The sequence below is a fragment of the Reichenbachiella sp. genome (genome assembly GCF_965233835.1).
Lineage (GTDB): Bacteria > Bacteroidota > Bacteroidia > Cytophagales > Cyclobacteriaceae > Reichenbachiella.
Genome location: NZ_OZ247585.1, coordinates 1,377,910 through 1,397,856, shown reverse-complemented (window position 1 = coordinate 1,397,856; position 19,947 = coordinate 1,377,910). Strand labels below are relative to the sequence as shown.

The following is a 19,947-nucleotide window of genomic DNA, read 5'->3' as shown; positions in this document are numbered from 1 at the left end:
CGATGGTTCGGGAGAGGAATCTAATTGTCATTATATGTTGTAATAATCTCGATGAGATTTCTCTCTTCACCAACTCCCGGTTGGCTCGATCGAAATGACAACCCTGGATGCTATCTAAGGCCTTCTAGCTCTGTCTTTAGTTTCTTAGGGAGGCTATTCGCTATGAGTCCATAAGAATGGTCGATCAGTTCGTAGATCAATTCGTCTGGCAGCGTACCATCTACATAAACTGAATTCCAGTGCTGTTTATTCATATGATAACCAGGCTGAATGGCTGGGTGATTGGCTCGGAGCTCTTGGGCTCGTTCGGGATTGCATTTGAGGTTGATAAACTCAAAGGTATCTATGGACGAAAGGGCGAACATTTTGTCCATTACCTTAAACACAAGGGTATTAGGTCCAAACGGGCAACTTTCTGTTACGCCAGGTTTTGATAAACAGTAATCTCGGTAGGTTTCGACATTGATCATTATTGCAATAAGGTTTTCTTGATAATGAAATAAATCATACCCAAGAGAAACGCAATAATGGCAAATTTGTTGATACCGTGCATCATGCGGAGATTGAGGTCCTTTTTCTGGTTAGGGTCTTCTTTTCTAAAGAAGTAGCCAAATACCTCTCCAAGCGAGAAGAACTCCTTCAAACCACTTTTTTCTTTCTTTTCTTCCATTAGTTCAGGATTGCTTCTATGGCTTCGGGCTCTACCCAGTTGCCGTCATCTTTTATAATCTGTATCAGTTCATCCACGGCATAGTCGGAATGTACTGCTCGCTTCACCACTTCCTGTCCACGATACAAGGTGATTTTGTCTTTGCCCGACCCAACGTAGCCATAATCCGCATCAGCCATTTCGCCTGGACCATTCACTATACAGCCCATAATGCCGATCTTTACACCCTTGAGATGATCTGTTCTTTTTCGGATCATAGCAGTGGTTTCCTGCAGATCGAATAATGTTCTTCCACAAGAAGGGCAAGAAATATATTCTGTCTTAGTCATACGGGTACGGGCCGCCTGAAGAATGCCAAAAGCTGTATCATTTTCTACTTTCTTGTTCCTATTTCCTGCCAACATCACGCCATCCCCGAGTCCATCGATCAGTAGTCCTCCAATGTCCGTAGCCGAAGCCAATTGAAAATCTTCTTTATCAGCAATCTCCTGATGCCAACTAACAACTACAGGCTGGTTCACTTGCTTAATGATCAATTCAAAAATGAATCGACGAAGTGAAGCCATCGCATGTGTATTGTTGGTATGCAATAAAAGGATCGCATGTTCATAATTTTTGAGTGCATCAATACGATTCAACTCTTCAGCCTCAATCGATACAAAAACCACCTGATCCTGGCTAATATTTTGAAGCTCGTCTACTGATACCAGCGGATATTTTTTATTTTGGTCTGATAGGTCTTTCCAGGCTGGGTAATCAATAATTTCCTGCAACCCATTCGGCAGCATGAAATCTACCGGTTGGCTGCCGGAGTAAATAAAATCAGCACCGGTATCATTCATTCGCCACTTGTCAGGCTCTGGCAAATAGAAGTGTCCAATTTCCTTGAGGTCTTTGATTTCGATCTTCTCCTTTTTGCTAAAGTCGGCAATGACTCTAGGTACATTGTGGTCACCAAGGTTTAAAACTTCTTTCGTATTTCTTCTTTCATACACAAATGGATCGACCGGGCTTTCGGCCAAAGGAGCAATTTGAGTATGCCCTGCTCTTTCTGCATAGCGATCCACCAAAGCTTGTGCAACTGGGGCTTCGAATTCTGGTTCTTCAGTCAAAGAAACTCTTACCGTATCTCCTAAACCATCTTCCAGCAGGGCTCCAATACCTACGGCAGATTTGATTCGACCATCTTCGCCATCTCCTGCTTCTGTCACTCCTAAATGTAACGGATACGGTCTCAAACCCTCTTCCTCCAGTTTATGTACCAACAAACGATAAGCTTGCACCATAACGCGGGTATTACTCGCTTTCATGGAAATGACGATGTCGTAAAACTCCAAGTCCTCACAGATGCGAAGAAATTCTAAAGCCGACTCCACCATGCCAAGGGGCGTATCTCCGAATCGACCCATGATACGATCTGAAAGCGAACCGTGGTTGGTACCTATCCGCATAGCAGTACCATGTTCCTTACACAGTTTAACCAGCGGCTCAAACTTCTCTCTGATTCGTTTTAGCTCCAACTCGTAGGTTTCATCGGTATAAGCTAGCTCCTCAAATTTCTTTTTATCCGCATAGTTGCCGGGATTCACTCGGACTTTTTCTACAATCTTGGCTGCTAGTTCTGCCGCATTTGGGGTAAAGTGAATGTCCGCGACTAATGGCACATCATAACCCTTGTCTCTAAGACCTTTTCTAATTTCTTCTAGATTCTGAGCTTCCTTTATGCTGGGTGCCGTGATTCTGACATATTCACAGCCTGACTCCACCATTCGGATTGATTGCTCTATGGACCCTTCTGTATCCATGGTGTCTACAGTGGTCATAGACTGAACTCGAATCGGATTTTCTGCTCCGAGCGGCACACCACCAATATTAACTTCGATGGTTTTTCTTCTCTTGTATTCAGTGAGAGAAGGGCAATATTTATGTGAATCAGACATAATGCAAAAATAGTGAGGAGAGGAAAGAAATGGTTATAAAACAGGTAATTATCAACCAACTCTATAATTACATTCATTTCTTCCTTGATGAAAAAACGAATCAAAAAAATCAAGACATAAAATTCAGTCAACCTTTCATTGAAACCCAAACTCATCCGACAAATGTCGGGATCAAACAATGGCTTTTACCATAATTTCCTACACTGAATTTTTAGATCAAATTTATTTAAGACCCTATACTCCAATGACCTGTGATTTTTGGACTAAATATCCCCCAACTGCGGACGGATAACTAGTTCTTCCACCACAGAGTTTTTAGATAATTGATGAGCCGACCAAATAGCCTCTGCGACGTCGGACGATTTGATAAACCGCTCTTCTGGAAGATCTACTCCTTCCCAGCTGGCTGTGAGCGTAGCACCAGGATGAACAGCTGTCACGCGAATGCCATGGGGTTTTAATTCTTCCCTCAATCCCAACGACATCCCGTGCATGGCGAATTTCGAAATACTATAGGATCCTCCATTTGGGTAGGCTTTCAGGCCAGCGACAGAACAAATGTTAAATATATCTCCACTTTTGTTCTCAATCATTTTTGGAATAAGTCCTCTAGACAAGTGATAGGCACTATAAAGGTTTGTGTTGATCATCAGCTCAAGTGATCCTTCCGCTTCATTGTGAATTTCACCTGGTAAAAATGTCCCAGTATTATTGACCAACACATCGACGTAAGGCGCGGAGTCATTCACAAAAGCAACGAACTTTTTCACTTCTTCAGCATTTGACAAATCCGCCTTTATAGCTAGTACCTTCGTACTGGTTATGGCGCTAATCAGTTCATTGAGGTCGCCTTGATTCCGAGCACAAGTCACTACATCGTACCCCTCGGATGCAAATTTTTTAATAATGGCGCGGCCTATTCCTTTAGTTCCGCCAGACACTACAATTGTCTTATTCATAGCATTTCTTATTATGTCAGGGGCAAATTAAAGGTTTACAAAAATAATTGTTGGTAAAGTGATTTTAAATTCTGAGAGGTAGTCGAAAATTGTTATTTTGGTGGCGAAATTGAAAAACTGAATGGCTAGCCTCGGACGCTTTATATTATTTATCGGATCCATGTTTGTAAGACGGGAGAGTTTTCTCACGTACGTGCGATTGACGATTGATGAATGTATGAAGATTGGTATCAATTCTATTTTTATTGTTTCGATAGTGTCGATATTTATCGGTGCGGTGACTACGCTGCAAACGGCTTATAATTTGGTGAGCCCATTTATACCTAGTTACGTGATTTCACTGGTGGTAAGAGACATGACTATATTGGAGCTCGCTCCTACAGTGATGGCGATCGTTTATGCTGGAAAGGTTGGGTCTAATATTGCTGGAGAGTTAGGCACCATGAGAATATCAGAGCAGATTGATGCCTTAGAGGTTATGGGAATCAACTCGGCTTCCTATCTGGTACTGCCCAAGATTATCGCATCTTTTTTGATGTACCCCATGTTGGTCATTCTTTCAGCCTTTCTCTGTATTATGGGCGGCTTCTTAGCTGGAACGCTTACTGGAACACTTACCGGATATGAATACATCTATGGTATACGCTATGAGTTTGTTCCTTACAATGTGACTTTCGCATTGACCAAATCATTCACTTTTGCTTTGGTTGTAGCCGCCATTTCGGCTTACAAAGGCTATTTCACCAGTGGTGGCGCTTTAGAAGTAGGGCAAGCCAGTACAGCAGCTGTAACCAATAGCTGTATCGGTATACTAACAGCCGACTTTTTGCTTACTAAACTTTTGCTATAAGATGATAGAAGCACAAAACATTAGTAAGTCTTTCAACGGCAAAGAGGTCATTAAAGACATCAGTATCAAATTCGATCAGGGAAAAACCAACCTGATTATAGGCGCAAGTGGTACAGGCAAAAGTGTACTATTGAAAAATATTGTAGGTCTGATTCAGCCTGATCAAGGTCAGGTACTTTTTGATGGCCGAGATTTTACAAATGCAGGAAAAAACCTAAAAACAGAAATCAGAAGAGAAATAGGCATGCTGTTTCAGGGTGGCGCACTTTTCGACTCGATGACTGTGGAAGAGAATGTAATGTTCCCTCTCAATGTCCTCACTGATTTGGGCAAAGAAGAAAAACTGGAAAGGGTGAATCACTGCCTGGAGCGAGTAGAACTCGTGAATGTGAATGGCAAAATGCCTTCCGAGATAAGTGGTGGTATGAAAAAGCGCGTGGGTATTGCCAGAGCTATAGTCAATCACTCCAAATACTTATTCTGTGACGAGCCTAATTCCGGCTTAGACCCACAAACTTCTATAACGATAGACAACCTCATCAAAGAAATTACAGAAGAGCTAAATATCACTACAGTGGTCGTTACTCATGATATGAACTCTGTGATGGAAATTGGTGATAAAGTAAGCTTTATTTTCCAGGGGCAGAAGCTATGGGAAGGTAATAATGAATCCATTTTCGACTGTGAAGTAAAAGAACTCCAAGATTTCATTTTTGCCAATAACCTTATGCGGAATGTAAAAAGACAACGAGGCTAATCAGGTGTTGACCCAAAGCAACATCAAGAATGAAGAATAACTAATCAGCGCCGCAACAAGCTTGAACGCCTTCCAGTAAAATTGGTCCCCTTTTTTAACGAGATAACTAAGTAACATCATAGCAGGATTGGATTATTTTTCTATTCGAAGTACTATAATTAACCCAGCAGATAAAAATTAATTATACCAAATGCGGTATAATTTCGACAGACATAGCTGTTTTAGCGGTTAACGGATATCACAAAACCACTTAAAATAAGGCTGTTACCTGCATTCTTCCCATGTGAATAGTGGGGCTACCCTCTGATTTTCTACCCTCATAACCCAAGTTCATCTGCAAGCCTGAAATCAATTTTTGACTATAATTGAATTGCCAAGAATAATTGGTACCAGGCTGAAGAGCTTCAAGCAATTCATAAGAAGCTGCATTCGTGAGATCCCCTTCAAAGGAGATGTCTGACAATCTAAAACTCGCATTGAGTGCATTTTTGATACCATTAGACCATCTGGATTCGAACAACACCTCATTAATAGAAGAGTTTTCTTTTTCATCAGCTACTTGTACATTGTTCTTCTTGGCCAATCTGTAGGAAGTACTAAATCTTAAGTTATTAGCTGGCTGCCATATTAGTCCAGGTAAATATTCCTCTGCTTTGATCAAGTAGTTTCTATTCGTCTGAAACTGGGATGCATTTTCTTTCTCAGATCGCCTATAACCTCCAGTGAGTGTAACTTCCTGACTAAGATGAAATCTTAGATTCAATGAATACTCTCGGTTTGCCCTGGATTCTATACCACGAGAAATCAATTGCTTGGAATGGTTGACTTGATATCCTATATCTCCTCCAAAACCGCGTCCGGACCGGTTGTAAAAAAACACGGACCTTAAGGCATCACGCACATAAATCAGATCCGCGTTATCAATATCTAGTTCGAACGGGTTAAACCTAGATCCAAAATCGTCATTGGTATTTTTCTTATTGATATTTACACTTGATCTGTTAGAAACTTTGCTAAGCACTTCGCCCAGCCCTCCATTGTTCTTCCACTTTCTAGGCAATTGTGAATTTATAGAGAAGATGAATACGGTATTAAAGGCATTTACAAAATCGATAGTAGGAACAAATACACGAATGTAAGTACGTTCGTCAAAATTGACAGCCTCGAAGAACTCTGTTAAGTCTTGAACGCCATCTCCATTCAAATCGCGCCAGGTATGTGTCCCTTCACCTGCTGCCACTTCTACATAAATGTATTCACGTAAAATTTCTCTACTACTGGAAGTAGCATAGGACAAATCAGTTCTAATATGTCCATCCAACAGTCCTCCCTGCCAATTCAGTCGTCCGAGTATGGAGTTTTCATCTTCGAGATAACTGAAAGCCTCTTGATAGTTGACCTGCCGATAAGTAAAAGTCAAATCCAACCGATTAGATGCATTCACATTCGCAGCGGCATTGGCAGAGGCTGTTTTCGAATTTGTAAAAGGCAATAAAAATCCATTCTGTACATTTCGATCTTCCCGAATAGTATAGTCCAATCGGTACTTCACTTTTAGTGAATCGTTACTTCTTAGATAGAAATTATGCGCAGTGAAATTCATAGCTGTTCGATACAAAGAATCGTTGGCAGTAAGTCGGACTTCGTTTTCATCGAGCTCTATCTTATATCCCGGTACTACAAAAAACCTATCCATAAAAATCTCACTAGACCACCTTCGCCAGTCAGACTTTTCTAACAAGTTTTCATTTTTCAGGTAAAAATGTCTGGCTGACCATTTTATTGACCCCAAGTTTTTTTTTGCTTCAACCTCGTGTTGAAATCCGTCGATCGCAAACTCCTTTTGACGTAGAGAAAATCTACCAGAAACAAGGTTCTGAAAATCTCTTTCTAGTAAGATTGAACTATTAAAAATATTATCGGCAGTTCTAAAAGTATCAGCTTGAGCTGAGTAGCTCCAGTCACGATCATACTCAATGGCTCGATAACGATCAATAGGTCGGAAATCAGCTCCGTCATGTTCAAAATCTAAAGAGGCAGACAATTTAGACCTTGGCATAGCTGAAATGGGTACGTCCACTGCCCTCATTCCAAATTTGTAGGCCATATCCTTATTGTCTTCATTACCAAGGGAAGAGTATAAATTCAGGTCTTGATCTGAGAAGGCCAGTTCTCCAAAGGCTGTCAGATGTTTAGTCAGCTTAGTCTCTGCTCCCATGACTATCAGCTGTCGAGAGTTAGGGGCAGGAACAAAACGAACCGCCTCATAATCTCCTTGTCTCGCTCCCGAAGTTGGTGAAATCCATTCATATACTCGGCCGTTCACATCATTGATGAGCAATCTATAGTTTCCATTGCCTGATCCGACACTGGAAAAAGACACTCGATACAATTGCTGAGTAGAATCTCTGGAGTACACATAAACAGATGCGGGATTTCCATCTAAATCCAGCGTATCTCTACGTTCATATAAAACTAGATTTGAATTGAAGTCTGCTTCATTGCCTCCTTCGATAGGAACGGGCAATTGGTCATCTCCGGCTTGACTCATTTGTGTCTTATCGCTATCGGAGAGCAGAAAGGCCAGCGGTTTGTTCTTGTTGTCTTTCTCTCTGTAGTACTCCACATGAAAGTTACTTTTTTCTGTTCTGAGTTCCTGCCTTGCATTAACAATAGATCGGCTATAGTTCTGATCTGAGTATTCATAAGTCACTCGAATCCTAGAAAACTGAGTAATCTGAATCGTTGGATTGAATGTGACCTCCCCCAGATTATAGTCAATTACATAATCATGATTATATCCTCTAGTCAGCAACTTCCCATCCAAATACACTTGCTCTGAATTTGCTAACACTACTACAAATCTTTGTCCATCTGGTCCGGGTAATTGGTAAGGGCCCTGCAACCCTTCAATAGCCTGTACGGTAACGTCTGCAAATTGCCCTTTGGCAGCTGCAACTGTTAAACTTGACTTGGCGCTAACTTTATCATTTAAATTATACGCGATATCAAATTGTCCTCCTTGCACATTTTTGTAATGCCGCATGAAATTGGAATTCCCATTGGTAATTACCACATCTCCAGCCTTTAGGGAGAGGTTTTCATTGTAGATTTCAAAGGTGATATTATCAAATTCACGAAGTTGCTGCGTATTTCCTTCAGGTTGAAAAGGCACATTTTGGTCTGTGATATCCGCACGAATATTCAGATTGTCGGACAACTTGCCATCCATCTGAAAATTGAAAACTGAATTGACATTTAAGCTTTGAGAATTCCCAAAAGTTACACCGCGAGACAGGCTCCCGGTTTTATAAATTTCTGGTGTTTCAAACAACTCCTCCTTTTGATAGGCATAATTATTAATCGTGGGGCGATGCTTGAACGAAGCCATAGAATCATAGAGTGTTTTTGATTTGTGCGCATAAACCTTGCTTTTGTTTAGTGGAAGCACTCTATAACAAACTTCAATGGATTCTTCTTTCGCATCCAAAGTCAACAAATGATTTTTCTCATTGTAAATATATGGAGTCTCAGGACTCAATGAGATGGAAGACGGCTCAATAATGAGGCTATCTAAAAGTGATATTGAGGTTTGCCCAGCTAGTAGGGTCGTACATCTTAAAGAACGCTGTGCACTAACCGATTGAGCCCAGAAGAAAAAACCGAACAAAAAAATGATGTTTCGGGTACCGGATCTGGCATGATGAAAAAATGCCAAAATCATAGCTATGAAGCTTGATAAAGTGGAAGTTCAATGAAGAAAGTGGTTCCGGTTCCTTCTTCTGTTTCGAACCAAATATCTCCTCCCGCATGCTCTATCCCTCTCTTGGCCACGGCAAGACCGATACCGGACCCCGACTCTTTGGTGCTGAAATTCGGAATAAAGACTTTGTCTTGAATGTCCAGTGGAATCCCTTCTCCTTGATCTTTAAACTCCAGTTTTATTTTATCTCCCTGCTGATACATAGCTACTGACAAAGAAGGATTTTTAACATTTTTCATGGACTGAAACGCATTTAGTATCAGGTTGTTAAAAATCCTTCCAAACCATTTTTTGTCCCCCATGATAAGAAACGTTCCTTCCTCTAATTCCTTATCAATTGTTTTGTCAACATGCAAATCGATTGACTTTTCAAGCGTTTGACGAACGTCGAAGGGTTCGTTTTCGGGTGTCGGCATTTTTGCAAAATGGCTAAAAGAAGTTACAATTTCATCCAACGTATCAATTTGACTTAGTAAAATATCAAGTGATTTTTTATCCCCTTCCTTTTCTCCTAAAATTCGGTGTAAATGCTGAATGGTCAGCTTCATCGGAGTTAATGGATTCTTAATCTCATGAGCTACTTGTTTGGCCATTTCCCGCCAAGCTGCTTCTTTTTCATTTCTGGCCAATTCAACTTTAGTGCTTTCCAGTTTGCTCAGCATGTTGTTGTATTCATTCACCAAAGTACCAATCTCATCGTCTGCCTCCCATTCGATAGGCTGATTCACCTGAACAAAACCAGTATCATGCAGACGATCTGCTATAGCAACAATAGGTTTAGTGAGCTTGGAAATAATAAAGTAGGCGATAAGTATTGACAGTATAAAAACGAAGGTGAATATGTTAATGATATTACCAAACACCTGTAACTGTTGTCTTTTCAAGTGGTTTTTGGAAGCAAAATACGGCGCCGCTAAAACGCCCAACAACTCTCCTGTCTCCGGAGATAAAACCGATGCGTAAGAAGTCTTATATAAAAAATTACCAATGGACTCATCCAAAATCAAGCTTTCTTTTCTTCTTGTAACCAGTTGATCCATAGCTTCTGCCACTAAATATTTTGAGACAATATTGGATTCAAAAATTAACGGTGTACTGGAAGTAAGCAAGCGACCGTCCTGACTATATAAGTTGATATCCATACCCGAATGATGTGCTAACTCAAACAAGTCATTTTCCAGTTGTTCCTTGTTAATCTGTCTACTATAGAAGGCACTCAGATAATCATTTACATCTTCAGTCATCACCAAAGCTTTCTTTAGATTGGACTTGTCTATTTCTTTTCTGTTCGAAACATCAGTACTGGTCATTACAGCAACACCCACCAACACCAAAGGAATAATAAAGGACGCTCCCGAATAGAGTAATATTTTGGTGGAAAAACTAAGTTGAACCACCCTTCCAGGTAAAATCAGGTAATTGACAAGGAATATCAAGCTTGCCACGCCAAGAAATAGGGCAAACAAAAAGGAAAAATTAGAAATGATATTAACTCCAGAATAAACTGGACTTGAGATCAATATAGATTTCGTTCCTGATTTTGATCCTAAATGATAGTAACCTTCATCTTCTATTCCTGACAAATACAACTGAGGGTCCGTTAACAATTCGTCATTTACGACTGACTCATAATCAAACTCCCCAGATTTGTATATCAAACTTCCTTCTTGATAAATGGCATAATCGTAAACATTTGATGATCGCCGAGACCGGTCGGCCAGCAACTGGGGGAGTACTCTTTTTCCTGAGAATTTTTTCAGTCGAAGTTCGATTTCCAAATAACCGGTTACATTTCTATATCGCTCGAGTTGCACGAAACAGACAAACTTTTTTCTTTTTTGTAAATCCATCCGCCCATCATAGTAGATGCCTTCATAACTGGTGGCAAACGCAGGTGACTGATATCTACGTTTAAGATCAGTAATAGTCTTTCCCTCATGCCTACTTGAAATTGCATTTCCTTTTTCATCAAATAGGGATATTTCAATTTCGTAATTATTAAAATAAGTATTGAAATAGGTTCGGCGAATTCTCTGAATGATACTTTTTCTTTGAGCCTGTGGGTTGATCATTTTGCTGTTGATGACCAGATCATTTTTAATTTGTGTCATTAAGTTAGACAGCAAATATTCACCGTCAATATCACGATCCAACTGCAAATAAGTGGCGAACTTTCTAATCTTATCTGTCTCCTTTTTTTCAAATGATCGATAGATCAAAATCGATCCCGCCAATGCCAAGAGAATAGCCGACAACATCAAGTAATTCAAACTATCGAACTTTAATCGTTTTAAATTGGCAGGCAGCTTAAATTGAAAAACTACAACTTGATAAACGAAATTACCAATCAAGACCAAGGCAATATTGTCGTACTTGAAAAGCAAAGCTCCAGACACCAGAATGCACACCAAATGAAGTCGCAAAAACTGACGTCGATTGCCATCAATATGCCGGAAGGTTTCAAACCCGAAATAAGTGATCAAAAAATACAAAATGGCAAACAGTGAAATCAGCAGATAGGCAAAAACTCTTTCAACTGTAAACTGAAGTGATTCTGTGATGTCCAGTGAAATTTGAGAATGAGCGAGAACAATTTGCACGGTATCGGCAAAAAGGTAAAATGCGAAGTAACCCAGGAGTATAGTAAAGTAAGAAATCGAATACGACCATTTTTCGCTAATCCAAGATCTAAAATTGTCCTTTTGGGCCAGTATATAAACCAAAATAAGATTGAGTGCTATCACGTTGAGAAGTGCATCACCAAGACTGGAATAGAACCATTCAAATCTAAAGGTAGATCTACCAAACACTCCTAATCTAAAGTAAGCACTGGGAAATTCAGTCACAATCATAACACCTCGTATAACCACAAAGGTCATCATCAGGAAAACCGCTCCATAGGTGAAACCCTTTTTTTCCTTTATCCAAATTGCCAGATAATAGGCCGTTGAGTAAAGGCCTGCAAAAAACAAAAGAACGGTAAGCAAAATCAAATAGTTTGCCTGGGGGGTGTAATTAGACGTGCCTGTCCACTGTACGCTAAAAAGTTCCTTTCCCTCATAGGTAATGGGAATGGCATTGGCTCCATAACCAATCTCAATATTGTTTGGAATTACCTCTCGGTTGTACTCGTCAGGAAATGATCTAAGCGAAGAATCAAAAACTCGTCTTACTGGCACAAAAGCTACTACCTTATAGGCCCCTTCTTCAGTAATCCTATCAAAAGTCTTAAACAAATACTCTCCCTGCCTACTGGAAAGTAAAGGCTCAGAAGGCGCCAAAATAAATTCCTCTAAGGGCGGAATCAATAAGTTGTTGGTCCAGCTCTCCAATTTTCCCTTCTGGTTGTATACCAAAAAGTCTATGCCCAAAATCGGTTTAAAAAAAGGTATTTTGTTTTCTGCAATGGCATAGGCCTCATCAAACATATCATAGATTTCCACTACTGTTTGTTCGATGTTCCCAGCCTCATCTTCTACATTTATGCGTGAGAACACAATGAGATAAGCTAGGACTGCAAAAGCTACAGCAGATAACGCAATTCCAGAAAATATGTACTTGTTTGTATTAATAATCTTGACTTTAAATCAGTCAATCAAAATACACAAAATAATTCTAACCGGAGTATTTGGGATTGAATCTGATGCCACCAAAAAGGTGAAGAAAAATAGCTCTGGAATACTTGAACATCACAGGCCAAAGCAAAGCTACAACACTCATCACAACTATTAGATATACCCAGATATTGGGGTTATTGAAAAAGTTGTACAGAATAAATCCTATAGGTAGAGTAATGGCTGTCGAAAAAGCATAACTCACGAACATGGCTCCAAAGTAGAAGCCCGGTTCAGGCTCATACGTCTGTTCGCATTTGGGGCACTTGTCGTGCATTTGCAGGTTGAACCATTTCTCCTTCAAGGAGAATTTAAACATATTACCTTCCCTGCATCTAGGGCATTTACAAGACAGGAGTGCTTCGCTTGAGCTTACTTTTTGCATGAATTCTACTTTTTCTATACCACAAAAACCCAATAACGATGATGGCTAAATAAGGAGTCACAAATAAGTACATAATTCCAAAGTTCAGCCCTTCTGCCAGACTCAACTCACCATGGCTAACATTGTTCACAATGGTAGTCTTGCACATAGCACATTGCGCCAAAGATTCAGCTATCGTGCTAAACAATACTACGATGATAAGAACCGCCTTTTTCATTTGATTGGGTTACTATTCAAATGGTTTTACGAAAATTATTGAGGATAGTATGGACTTGCCAGGAAATAAACTAAAACTCCTGTGACTGACACAAACATCCAAATCGGCCAGGTATATTTTACAGTCTTTTTGTGCTTTTCGATTTCACCTGCAATCGCATAATAGAAGGCAAATAACACGAATGGTATCACCACAAATGACATACCAATATGAGAGAGTAAAACTGTTAAATAAAAGTATCTCAAGTTGCCAATTCTTACCTCTTCTCCATGCTCGAGAATACCATTCAAATTAGCATCACCGTAAACGGCAGATGGACTTGTAGAATGATATATTGAATAGGCCAGCACAAAAATAATTCCCAACGTAAGAGCGAAAGACATGAAGAATTTGTGCCAAAGAATTTCACCTTGCCGAGCATATCTTTTTCCCATCAAAAGAAATATCGCAGTAAAAGAATTAACAAAGGCATTAAATGCAGGAATATCCTTTAACCAGACATAATCAGCGGAAATTTTGTATGGTGAAAATAGAAATACTCCAATTAATCCAGGTACTGCAACAGAGAGCAGGACGATTACCAACAATGCTACTTTACTATCTTTCATCTTCTCCAAGTTTTGCTGAGTTTTACTTACTCAAAAGAATATATAACTCCGTGTTTAGTCGGTCGATTTCTTTCAGTTCATAAGGATCATAATATCCTCTGATCCGTCGTTTTTGATCCACTAATACCAAGCCGCTATCTGCTTTCATTTGTGCATCCAAATTCAGTTGCAATATACATCTTCCTAAGCGCATCAAATTGCTATCTGGCAAATTATATCTTTTCCAAGACGCATAGCGGGAAGTAGAAAATACGGTATCCTCCAGCTGTTTTGCAGATATCAAATCGACATCGCTTCTATCCTTATACTTTTCAAGAAAAGTATATAGATTATTTCTCAATGATTCGCTATCTGAGTTTCCGACTTCATATATGACTATTTGTCCATCACTCGTATTTTCATTTAGCATAAGGTCTAAATCTGTCTTATTCAACTGATAGACCTGTTCTGAAACTGATGGCGGGCAATCTCCTAATGGCATTGTGATCCCTCCTTCATAATAAACAGGGATATCAAACTCATTCTTTCCAAACCCTTGTAAAAACAAATAGATCAGTACTGGAAATACCAAGGTAAGAAACAGAAGTATGGCTTTAGTTTTGTTCATTTTTAGCAAAAAAAAAATGCCGTCTCTCAACGGCATTTTAATCTAGTTCTTTTCAAATTATCCGCCGTAAACAGCGGTAAAAATTGCGTCTCCCTGTATAAGCAAGGCGCCAATCAGCCAAACTACAAAGGCTAAAGGGGCGATTATACTCCACTTCAATCCTTTAGTTTCATGACCTAAGTGCATAAATTCAGACATGATATAATAGGCCTTAACTATGGTCATAAAAATAAAAATGACGGTCTTGATCGGACTTGCATCCAACGTAAATGCAATAGCAAATTCACCTGCTGTAATTAAAAACAGGTACAATGTTACCATCCAAATATGCTTGATCTTTGCTTTATCTGCAGGAATAACTACCTGCTCTTTTGTTTCTTGTTGCATCTTATGAAATGTTTTTAATATCTTAAATCAAGTAGAAGAAGGTGAATACGAATACCCAAACTAGATCTACAAAGTGCCAGTATAGTCCTACTTTCTCTACCATTTCGTAGTGTCCTCTTCTTTCCAATTTACCCACTACTGTTTGGTAGAAGATAATGAAGTTGATCACTACTCCACTAAATACGTGAAATCCGTGGAATCCTGTAATGAAGAAGAACAAGGCTGCAAAGTTTGGCGGTCCATATTGGTTCATTGAAAGGTTCGCACCGTAGAAAATTGAACCATCTAACAGCTTACCGCCTTCATCAGTTCCTACGATAAAGTGAGTCCATTCCCAAGCCTGACAGCCCAAGAAAGTCAAACCACCTACGATGGTCCAAAGCATCCACTTTTCTACTGCTTGTCTATCATTTCGTTGCCCAGCTTCAACGGCCAATACCATGGTCACAGAACTCATGATAAGAATAAAGGTCATTAACCCTACGAAAACCAAAGGCCAATGAACCCCATGCATCAATGGGAAGCCATTGAATACCATATCTGGTACTGGCCAATAGGCTTGTGAGAAAGTAAAGTTTTCGATGGCTCCTTCGTACGCCGGATGGCTATATCTTATCAATCCATACGCTACCAATAAAGAGGAGAACGTAAAGGCATCTGAAAGAAGGAAAAACCACATCATCAGTTTTCCATAACTGGCCTTCATGGGCTCTGCGCCACCCTGCCACAATTTCTCGTTATTTTCTTCTACTACAACTGCTGAACCAGCCATGATCTGAAATTTTAATTTTAATGATTAAGTGTCAAAAATAAGTATAAATACAACCAAAGTCCACCCAAAAAATGCCAATATGTAGCACACATTTCGAGCTGATCTAAACTTTTAGAATGTACCTTATACTTGAAAGCGGCCACGGCCACTACTGCAATAAATATCAATGCACTAATGAGGTGAAAACCATGCACTCCAGTGAGTACATACAAGAATGAACCTGCAGGGTTTCCTACAAAATACACTCCTTGTTCCACCAGGGCCTGCCAGCCCAAATATTGTCCGACCAAGAACCCGATGCCTGTTGCTGCTGTCAGCAATAGCATCACTCTCATCTTAGCAATTTCATCTTTTTTAGCAAAGTAATAGGCCAACTGCATAACCACACTGCTAATCACAATGATGATACTAGTCATATCGAATACCAATGGCAATTCGAAATCTAACCATACTCCATCTGACTGCTTCACCACGTAAGCACTGGTCAATGCAGCGAAAAGCATCACAACCGATACCATAAACAACCAAAGCGCAAACTTCTTTGGGTGCATTTTGAACTGAGTACCTTTATCTTTTTTAAGAGTCATTGCTGCGTTCATATCAAATTTTATCTAACATGTAGGCGATCTGTACTATCGGTAAGTACAGAAATGAACCAAACATAATTTTTAAAGCGGCCTTGTCCGAGTTATCTCTCATCAAACTAAAAGTCTGAGCCAAAAATCCACAACCACAAATGGTTACTATCACTGCTGAATTCAACCCTGTCACACCAAAATAAGTAGGCAATAAGCCAAGTGGTAATAAGAATAAAGTGTAGATCATGATATTGATCGCTGTATTCAAATCCTTTCGTCCGTTGTTCGGCAACAATTTAAACCCAGCTTTTTTATAGTCTTCATCTCCTACCCAGGCAATGGCCCAAAAGTGTGGAAACTGCCAGATGAACTGAATACCGAAAATGATTAGTGCTTCAAATGAGATTACCCCAGTAGCTGCCACCCATCCCAACAAAGGAGGTAAGGCACCTGGAATAGCACCAATAAATACAGCAATTGGTCCCACTCTTTTCATTGGCGTATATACAAAACTGTACAGAATCAATGAAACAAATGACAATACTACAGTAAGTGGATTCGTGGATAGGTATAAAATATACAATCCAAGTATTGCCACTAATATGCTAAAAATACCTGCTTCTTGTTTTGATATTTTACCAGTTGGTAAAGGTCTATTTTTGGTGCGCTTCATAAGCGCATCATATTCTATTTCTATGATCTGATTGATGGTTACAGATGCGCCAGACACAAGCATACCGCCGAACGAGAGTAACAGTAAGTTAGCCCAATTCAATTGTCCGTTCGATGCAAGAATGTAGCCGAAACCCGACGAAAAGGCAACCAAAAACGAAAGCCTTGGTTTCAATAACTCTATATAGGCACCTATTTTAGTGCCCGTAGTCAATGTCCCTGTGATATGATTTTCTACCTTACCCATTAGTCAACTCACCTGTTGAAGATTCCTTTTCCTTAATAATCAAATACAAGAAGTATTGTATACCAAATATCATTAGTGCCAATAGCAAGTGAATTGGCTGCAATACATATGGCAGTGCAAAATTAGCTAAAATAGCCCCAGTAAAAATCTCTGCCACAACAAGTATCAATAGACCCCAAACCAAGTATTTGGAAGTCCTAAAATCCTTTATGCTTTTCGTTAAGCGATAAATCAGATAGGCATGAAGCGCTAATAATATCAATGAATAGGATCGATGCATATAGAATATGATACCCAAGTTTTCTATCCAACTGAACCTTTGATCCTCACCCAAGGTCATTGCCAAACTATCAATGGCTTCCCTTACCTGAGTTCCCATCAGAATTTGCGCAAAAAATAGAACCATACATATAACCAAAAGCCTTTTAACCTTGTAAGGCTTATAGGACATTAGACCTTCCAGACTGTCTTTAGTTGTGATTACTCTTACCTTGAGCAGCAAGGCGATCAAGCCAATGGCCAAAATCATATGGAAAGTAATCATACCCGGAAGTAGGTTTGTAGACACTACCAACGAACCAATCCATCCTTGAAAAATCACCAACAGTAGAGCCGCTACCGAAAGGAAGAATACTCTCTTTTTAGTATGTAAATAGCTATAAGACAATATTGTACAAATAATAATTAAAATACCTACTGCTACGCCGACCAGGCGATTCACGTACTCGGTCCAGGTTCTAGCGAAGTTGAAACCGTGAGTTTCCTTTACGTTTTTTCCTTTCTGGATATCACTAGCCAAACCTGGAAAACCTAATCCCTTGACCAGTCCAGCCAGCCTTTCATTTTTTTGCATTCGCTTCTCAGCGTAGCGCTCTTTGTAGTTCTTTGGTAATTCACTCTCCGTTGTTGGAGGAATGTATGAACCAAAGCACTTCGGCCAGTCAGGACATCCCATACCTGACCCCGTACTACGAACAATGCCGCCTACTAATATTAGAAAGTAAACGGCAATGATCGTAATGCTATTAAATTTTATAAATAAACCCGCTTTAGGTTCTTTTGTCATTTCTTATCCCTCAATCTACTTTTTCCTCTTTCGCTTCTTCAGCTTCGTGAGGTAGGTTAGATTCAGGTGTCTGAGACAACGGCACAGTCTGAGGAATAAAGTCCCCTTCAGCACCTGGCTTACTATAATCGTAAGGCCATCTGTACACTGCTGGGATTTTTCCAGGCCAGTTTCCATGTCCAGGCTCTCTTGGTGTCGTCCATTCCAAGGTGTTTGAATCCCATGGGTTCAATGGTGCTTTCTTGCCTCTCCACATCGAGTAGAAGAAGTTGAAAACAAAGATGAACTGCGCACCGAAAGTTATGATAGCCGCAACCGTAACAAACATGTTCAAGTCACCAAATGAGCTAAACGCATCGAAGTTCGTGAATGAATAATATCTTCTAGGGAATCCAGCAATACCGATATAGTGCATTGGGAAGAACACCATGTACACCCCAACGAACGTCAACCAGAAGTGAACGTATCCCAATTTCTCGTCTAGCATTCTGCCAAACATCTTAGGATACCAATGATAGATACCAGCCACCATTCCGAAGAATGCCGAGCTACCCATTACCAAGTGGAAGTGAGCCACTACAAAGTAGGTATCGTGTAAGAAGATATCCAATGCCGAGTTACCAAGGAAGATACCTGTTACTCCACCAGAGATAAACAGCGATACCAAACCTATAGAGAACATCATAGCAGTTGTGAATCGGATATTACCTTTCCACAATGTTGTGATATAGTTAAATGCTTTAACTGCTGATGGTACTGCAATGACCAATGTCAAGATCATAAAGATAGAACCCAAGAAAGGACTCATACCGGTTACGAACATATGGTGTGCCCATACTACAAAAGACAATACACCAATTCCCATCATTGAACCAATCATCGCCTTGTAACCAAAAATTGGCTTACGTGAGTTGGTCGAAATAATTTCTGAAGTGATACCCAAAGCAGGTAGAATAATAATATATACCTCTGGGTGACCTAGGAACCAGAACAAGTGCTGGAACAAGATCGGGCTACCGCCAGTATTTGGCAAGGCCTCACCACCAATATAAATATCAGACAAGTAGAAACTTGTACCGAATGATCTATCAAAGATTAAAAGTAATGCTGCTGCAACTAAAACTGGGAAAGATAACAGTCCCAAAATAGCAGTCAAGAAGAACGCCCAAATCGTCAATGGCAATCTAGTGAAGGACATACCTTCTGTTCTCAAGTTGATAATGGTCGTGATGTAGTTGATACCGCCTAATAAAGTAGAAGCGATAAAGAATACCATAGAAACCAACCAAAGTGTCATCCCAAGTCCAGATCCTGCAATTGCCTGAGGCAATGCACTCAATGGAGGATAAATAGTCCATCCTCCACCAGCAGGTCCTGTTTCGATGAACAAAGAGATGAACATCACCACACTAGATAAGAAAAAGAACCAGTACGACAACATGTTCATAAAACCTGATGCCATATCCCGCGCTCCAATCTGTAATGGAATCAAGAAATTACTAAAGGTACCACTCAATCCCGCCGTCAATACAAAGAATACCATGATGGTACCGTGCATGGTTACAAGGGCGAGGTAAAATTCTGTATCTAGTTGACCTGTTTCAGTGATCCAGTTGCCAAGCAAAGGTCTCAACCACTCTAGGTCGATACCTGGAAATCCTAATTGTAATCTGAAAATGATAGAAAGTCCACCACCAATGATCGCCCAAAAGATACCCGTGATAAGAAATTGCTTTCCAATCACTTTGTGGTCTTGTGAGAAAATATAATTTGTTACAAAATTGCCATGATGCTCATGATCGTGATCATCGTGACCTGCATGTTGTTCGTCTATTTGTACTTCAGTAACTGCCAT

General features: G+C 40.0%; 18 protein-coding genes. 2 read left to right on the top strand and 16 right to left on the bottom strand.

The annotated features are described in order from the left end of the window. Window positions 1-110: 110 nt before the first annotated feature. The 4 genes from ACO6S2_RS05965 to ACO6S2_RS05950 form a co-directional block, all read right to left on the bottom strand. Complete coding sequence (locus ACO6S2_RS05965) at window positions 111-470, bottom strand: MmcQ/YjbR family DNA-binding protein (RefSeq protein ID WP_422361602.1); 360 nt, start codon at window positions 468-470, stop codon at window positions 111-113. Next, on the bottom strand, window positions 470-670 hold the full coding sequence (locus tag ACO6S2_RS05960; protein ID WP_422361601.1) for a DUF6728 family protein: 201 nt from the start codon (window positions 668-670) through the stop codon (window positions 470-472). The genes ACO6S2_RS05965 and ACO6S2_RS05960 overlap by 1 nt, the downstream gene beginning before the upstream one ends. After that, window positions 670-2,610: a (E)-4-hydroxy-3-methylbut-2-enyl-diphosphate synthase gene (gene ispG, locus ACO6S2_RS05955; protein ID WP_422361600.1), complete on the bottom strand. Its 1,941-nt coding sequence runs from the start codon at window positions 2,608-2,610 to the stop codon at window positions 670-672. The genes ACO6S2_RS05960 and ispG overlap by 1 nt, the downstream gene beginning before the upstream one ends. A gap of 263 nt (window positions 2,611-2,873) precedes the next feature. Then, on the bottom strand, window positions 2,874-3,569 hold the full coding sequence (locus tag ACO6S2_RS05950) for an SDR family oxidoreductase (protein WP_422361599.1): 696 nt from the start codon (window positions 3,567-3,569) through the stop codon (window positions 2,874-2,876). Window positions 3,570-3,690: 121 nt separating this feature from the next. On the opposite strand from ACO6S2_RS05950, the gene ACO6S2_RS05945 reads away from it, so the two are divergent. Beyond that, complete coding sequence (locus tag ACO6S2_RS05945) at window positions 3,691-4,419, top strand: MlaE family ABC transporter permease (RefSeq protein WP_422361598.1); 729 nt, start codon at window positions 3,691-3,693, stop codon at window positions 4,417-4,419. Window position 4,420: 1 nt separating this feature from the next. Further along, window positions 4,421-5,176, top strand: a complete 756-nt coding sequence (locus ACO6S2_RS05940) for an ABC transporter ATP-binding protein (protein ID WP_422361597.1) — start codon at window positions 4,421-4,423, stop codon at window positions 5,174-5,176. Window positions 5,177-5,426: 250 nt separating this feature from the next. On the opposite strand, the gene ACO6S2_RS05935 is transcribed toward ACO6S2_RS05940, so the two are convergent. The 12 genes from ACO6S2_RS05935 to ACO6S2_RS05880 form a co-directional block, all read right to left on the bottom strand. After that, a complete protein-coding gene (locus ACO6S2_RS05935) occupies window positions 5,427-8,900 on the bottom strand; it encodes a hypothetical protein (protein WP_422361596.1) in 3,474 nt (1,157 codons plus the stop codon). Window positions 8,901-8,902: 2 nt separating this feature from the next. Continuing rightward, window positions 8,903-12,436 carry an ATP-binding protein gene (locus tag ACO6S2_RS05930; RefSeq protein WP_422361595.1) on the bottom strand — a complete coding sequence of 1,178 codons (3,534 nt, stop codon included), beginning with the start codon at window positions 12,434-12,436 and terminating at the stop codon, window positions 8,903-8,905. A 118-nt stretch (window positions 12,437-12,554) separates the two neighbouring features. Beyond that, window positions 12,555-12,872 (bottom strand): DUF983 domain-containing protein, encoded by a 318-nt coding sequence (locus ACO6S2_RS05925; protein ID WP_422361594.1) that lies wholly within the window; start codon window positions 12,870-12,872, stop codon window positions 12,555-12,557. A gap of 25 nt (window positions 12,873-12,897) precedes the next feature. Next, a complete protein-coding gene (locus tag ACO6S2_RS05920) occupies window positions 12,898-13,155 on the bottom strand; it encodes a hypothetical protein (RefSeq protein WP_422361593.1) in 258 nt (85 codons plus the stop codon). A 35-nt stretch (window positions 13,156-13,190) separates the two neighbouring features. Beyond that, entirely contained in the window at window positions 13,191-13,763 is a 573-nt protein-coding gene (locus ACO6S2_RS05915; RefSeq protein WP_422361592.1) for a DUF420 domain-containing protein, read from the bottom strand. Between the two features lie 22 nt (window positions 13,764-13,785). After that, window positions 13,786-14,370, bottom strand: a complete 585-nt coding sequence (locus tag ACO6S2_RS05910) for a hypothetical protein (RefSeq protein WP_422361591.1) — start codon at window positions 14,368-14,370, stop codon at window positions 13,786-13,788. Window positions 14,371-14,427: 57 nt separating this feature from the next. Further along, window positions 14,428-14,757 (bottom strand): cytochrome C oxidase subunit IV family protein, encoded by a 330-nt coding sequence (locus ACO6S2_RS05905; protein WP_422361590.1) that lies wholly within the window; start codon window positions 14,755-14,757, stop codon window positions 14,428-14,430. A gap of 22 nt (window positions 14,758-14,779) precedes the next feature. Next, entirely contained in the window at window positions 14,780-15,529 is a 750-nt protein-coding gene (locus ACO6S2_RS05900) for a cytochrome c oxidase subunit 3 (RefSeq protein WP_422361589.1), read from the bottom strand. Window positions 15,530-15,546: 17 nt separating this feature from the next. Then, the gene (locus ACO6S2_RS05895; protein WP_422361588.1) at window positions 15,547-16,128 is read right to left on the bottom strand and encodes a cytochrome c oxidase subunit 3; all 582 of its coding nucleotides are present in this window, start codon (window positions 16,126-16,128) and stop codon (window positions 15,547-15,549) included. A 1-nt stretch (window position 16,129) separates the two neighbouring features. After that, entirely contained in the window at window positions 16,130-17,026 is an 897-nt protein-coding gene (gene cyoE / locus ACO6S2_RS05890) for a heme o synthase (protein ID WP_422361587.1), read from the bottom strand. Further along, entirely contained in the window at window positions 17,019-18,092 is a 1,074-nt protein-coding gene (locus ACO6S2_RS05885) for a COX15/CtaA family protein (protein ID WP_422361586.1), read from the bottom strand. Before ACO6S2_RS05885 ends, cyoE begins: the two co-directional genes overlap by 8 nt. A 10-nt stretch (window positions 18,093-18,102) precedes the next feature. Continuing rightward, a complete protein-coding gene (locus ACO6S2_RS05880) occupies window positions 18,103-19,947 on the bottom strand; it encodes a cytochrome c oxidase subunit I (protein ID WP_422361585.1) in 1,845 nt (614 codons plus the stop codon).

Excerpts from the sequence above, each read along its gene's own strand:
- ACO6S2_RS05910 (WP_422361591.1), bottom strand. The coding sequence starts at position 14,370 with ATGAACAAAACTAAAGCCATACTTCTGTTTCTTACCTTGGTATTTCCA.
- ispG (WP_422361600.1), bottom strand. The coding sequence starts at position 2,610 with ATGTCTGATTCACATAAATATTGCCCTTCTCTCACTGAATACAAGAGA.
- ACO6S2_RS05895 (WP_422361588.1), bottom strand. The coding sequence starts at position 16,128 with ATGAACGCAGCAATGACTCTTAAAAAAGATAAAGGTACTCAGTTCAAA.
- ACO6S2_RS05905 (WP_422361590.1), bottom strand. The coding sequence starts at position 14,757 with ATGCAACAAGAAACAAAAGAGCAGGTAGTTATTCCTGCAGATAAAGCA.
- ACO6S2_RS05915 (WP_422361592.1), bottom strand. The coding sequence starts at position 13,763 with ATGAAAGATAGTAAAGTAGCATTGTTGGTAATCGTCCTGCTCTCTGTT.
- ACO6S2_RS05920 (WP_422361593.1), bottom strand. The coding sequence starts at position 13,155 with ATGAAAAAGGCGGTTCTTATCATCGTAGTATTGTTTAGCACGATAGCT.
- ACO6S2_RS05945 (WP_422361598.1), top strand. The coding sequence starts at position 3,691 with ATGGCTAGCCTCGGACGCTTTATATTATTTATCGGATCCATGTTTGTA.
- cyoE (WP_422361587.1), bottom strand. The coding sequence starts at position 17,026 with ATGGGTAAGGTAGAAAATCATATCACAGGGACATTGACTACGGGCACT.
- ACO6S2_RS05885 (WP_422361586.1), bottom strand. The coding sequence starts at position 18,092 with ATGACAAAAGAACCTAAAGCGGGTTTATTTATAAAATTTAATAGCATT.
- ACO6S2_RS05900 (WP_422361589.1), bottom strand. The coding sequence starts at position 15,529 with ATGGCTGGTTCAGCAGTTGTAGTAGAAGAAAATAACGAGAAATTGTGG.
- ACO6S2_RS05965 (WP_422361602.1), bottom strand. The coding sequence starts at position 470 with ATGATCAATGTCGAAACCTACCGAGATTACTGTTTATCAAAACCTGGC.
- ACO6S2_RS05960 (WP_422361601.1), bottom strand. The coding sequence starts at position 670 with ATGGAAGAAAAGAAAGAAAAAAGTGGTTTGAAGGAGTTCTTCTCGCTT.
- ACO6S2_RS05950 (WP_422361599.1), bottom strand. The coding sequence starts at position 3,569 with ATGAATAAGACAATTGTAGTGTCTGGCGGAACTAAAGGAATAGGCCGC.
- ACO6S2_RS05925 (WP_422361594.1), bottom strand. The coding sequence starts at position 12,872 with ATGTTTAAATTCTCCTTGAAGGAGAAATGGTTCAACCTGCAAATGCAC.
- ACO6S2_RS05880 (WP_422361585.1), bottom strand. The coding sequence starts at position 19,947 with ATGGCAGTTACTGAAGTACAAATAGACGAACAACATGCAGGTCACGAT.
- ACO6S2_RS05935 (WP_422361596.1), bottom strand. The coding sequence starts at position 8,900 with ATGATTTTGGCATTTTTTCATCATGCCAGATCCGGTACCCGAAACATC.
- ACO6S2_RS05940 (WP_422361597.1), top strand. The coding sequence starts at position 4,421 with ATGATAGAAGCACAAAACATTAGTAAGTCTTTCAACGGCAAAGAGGTC.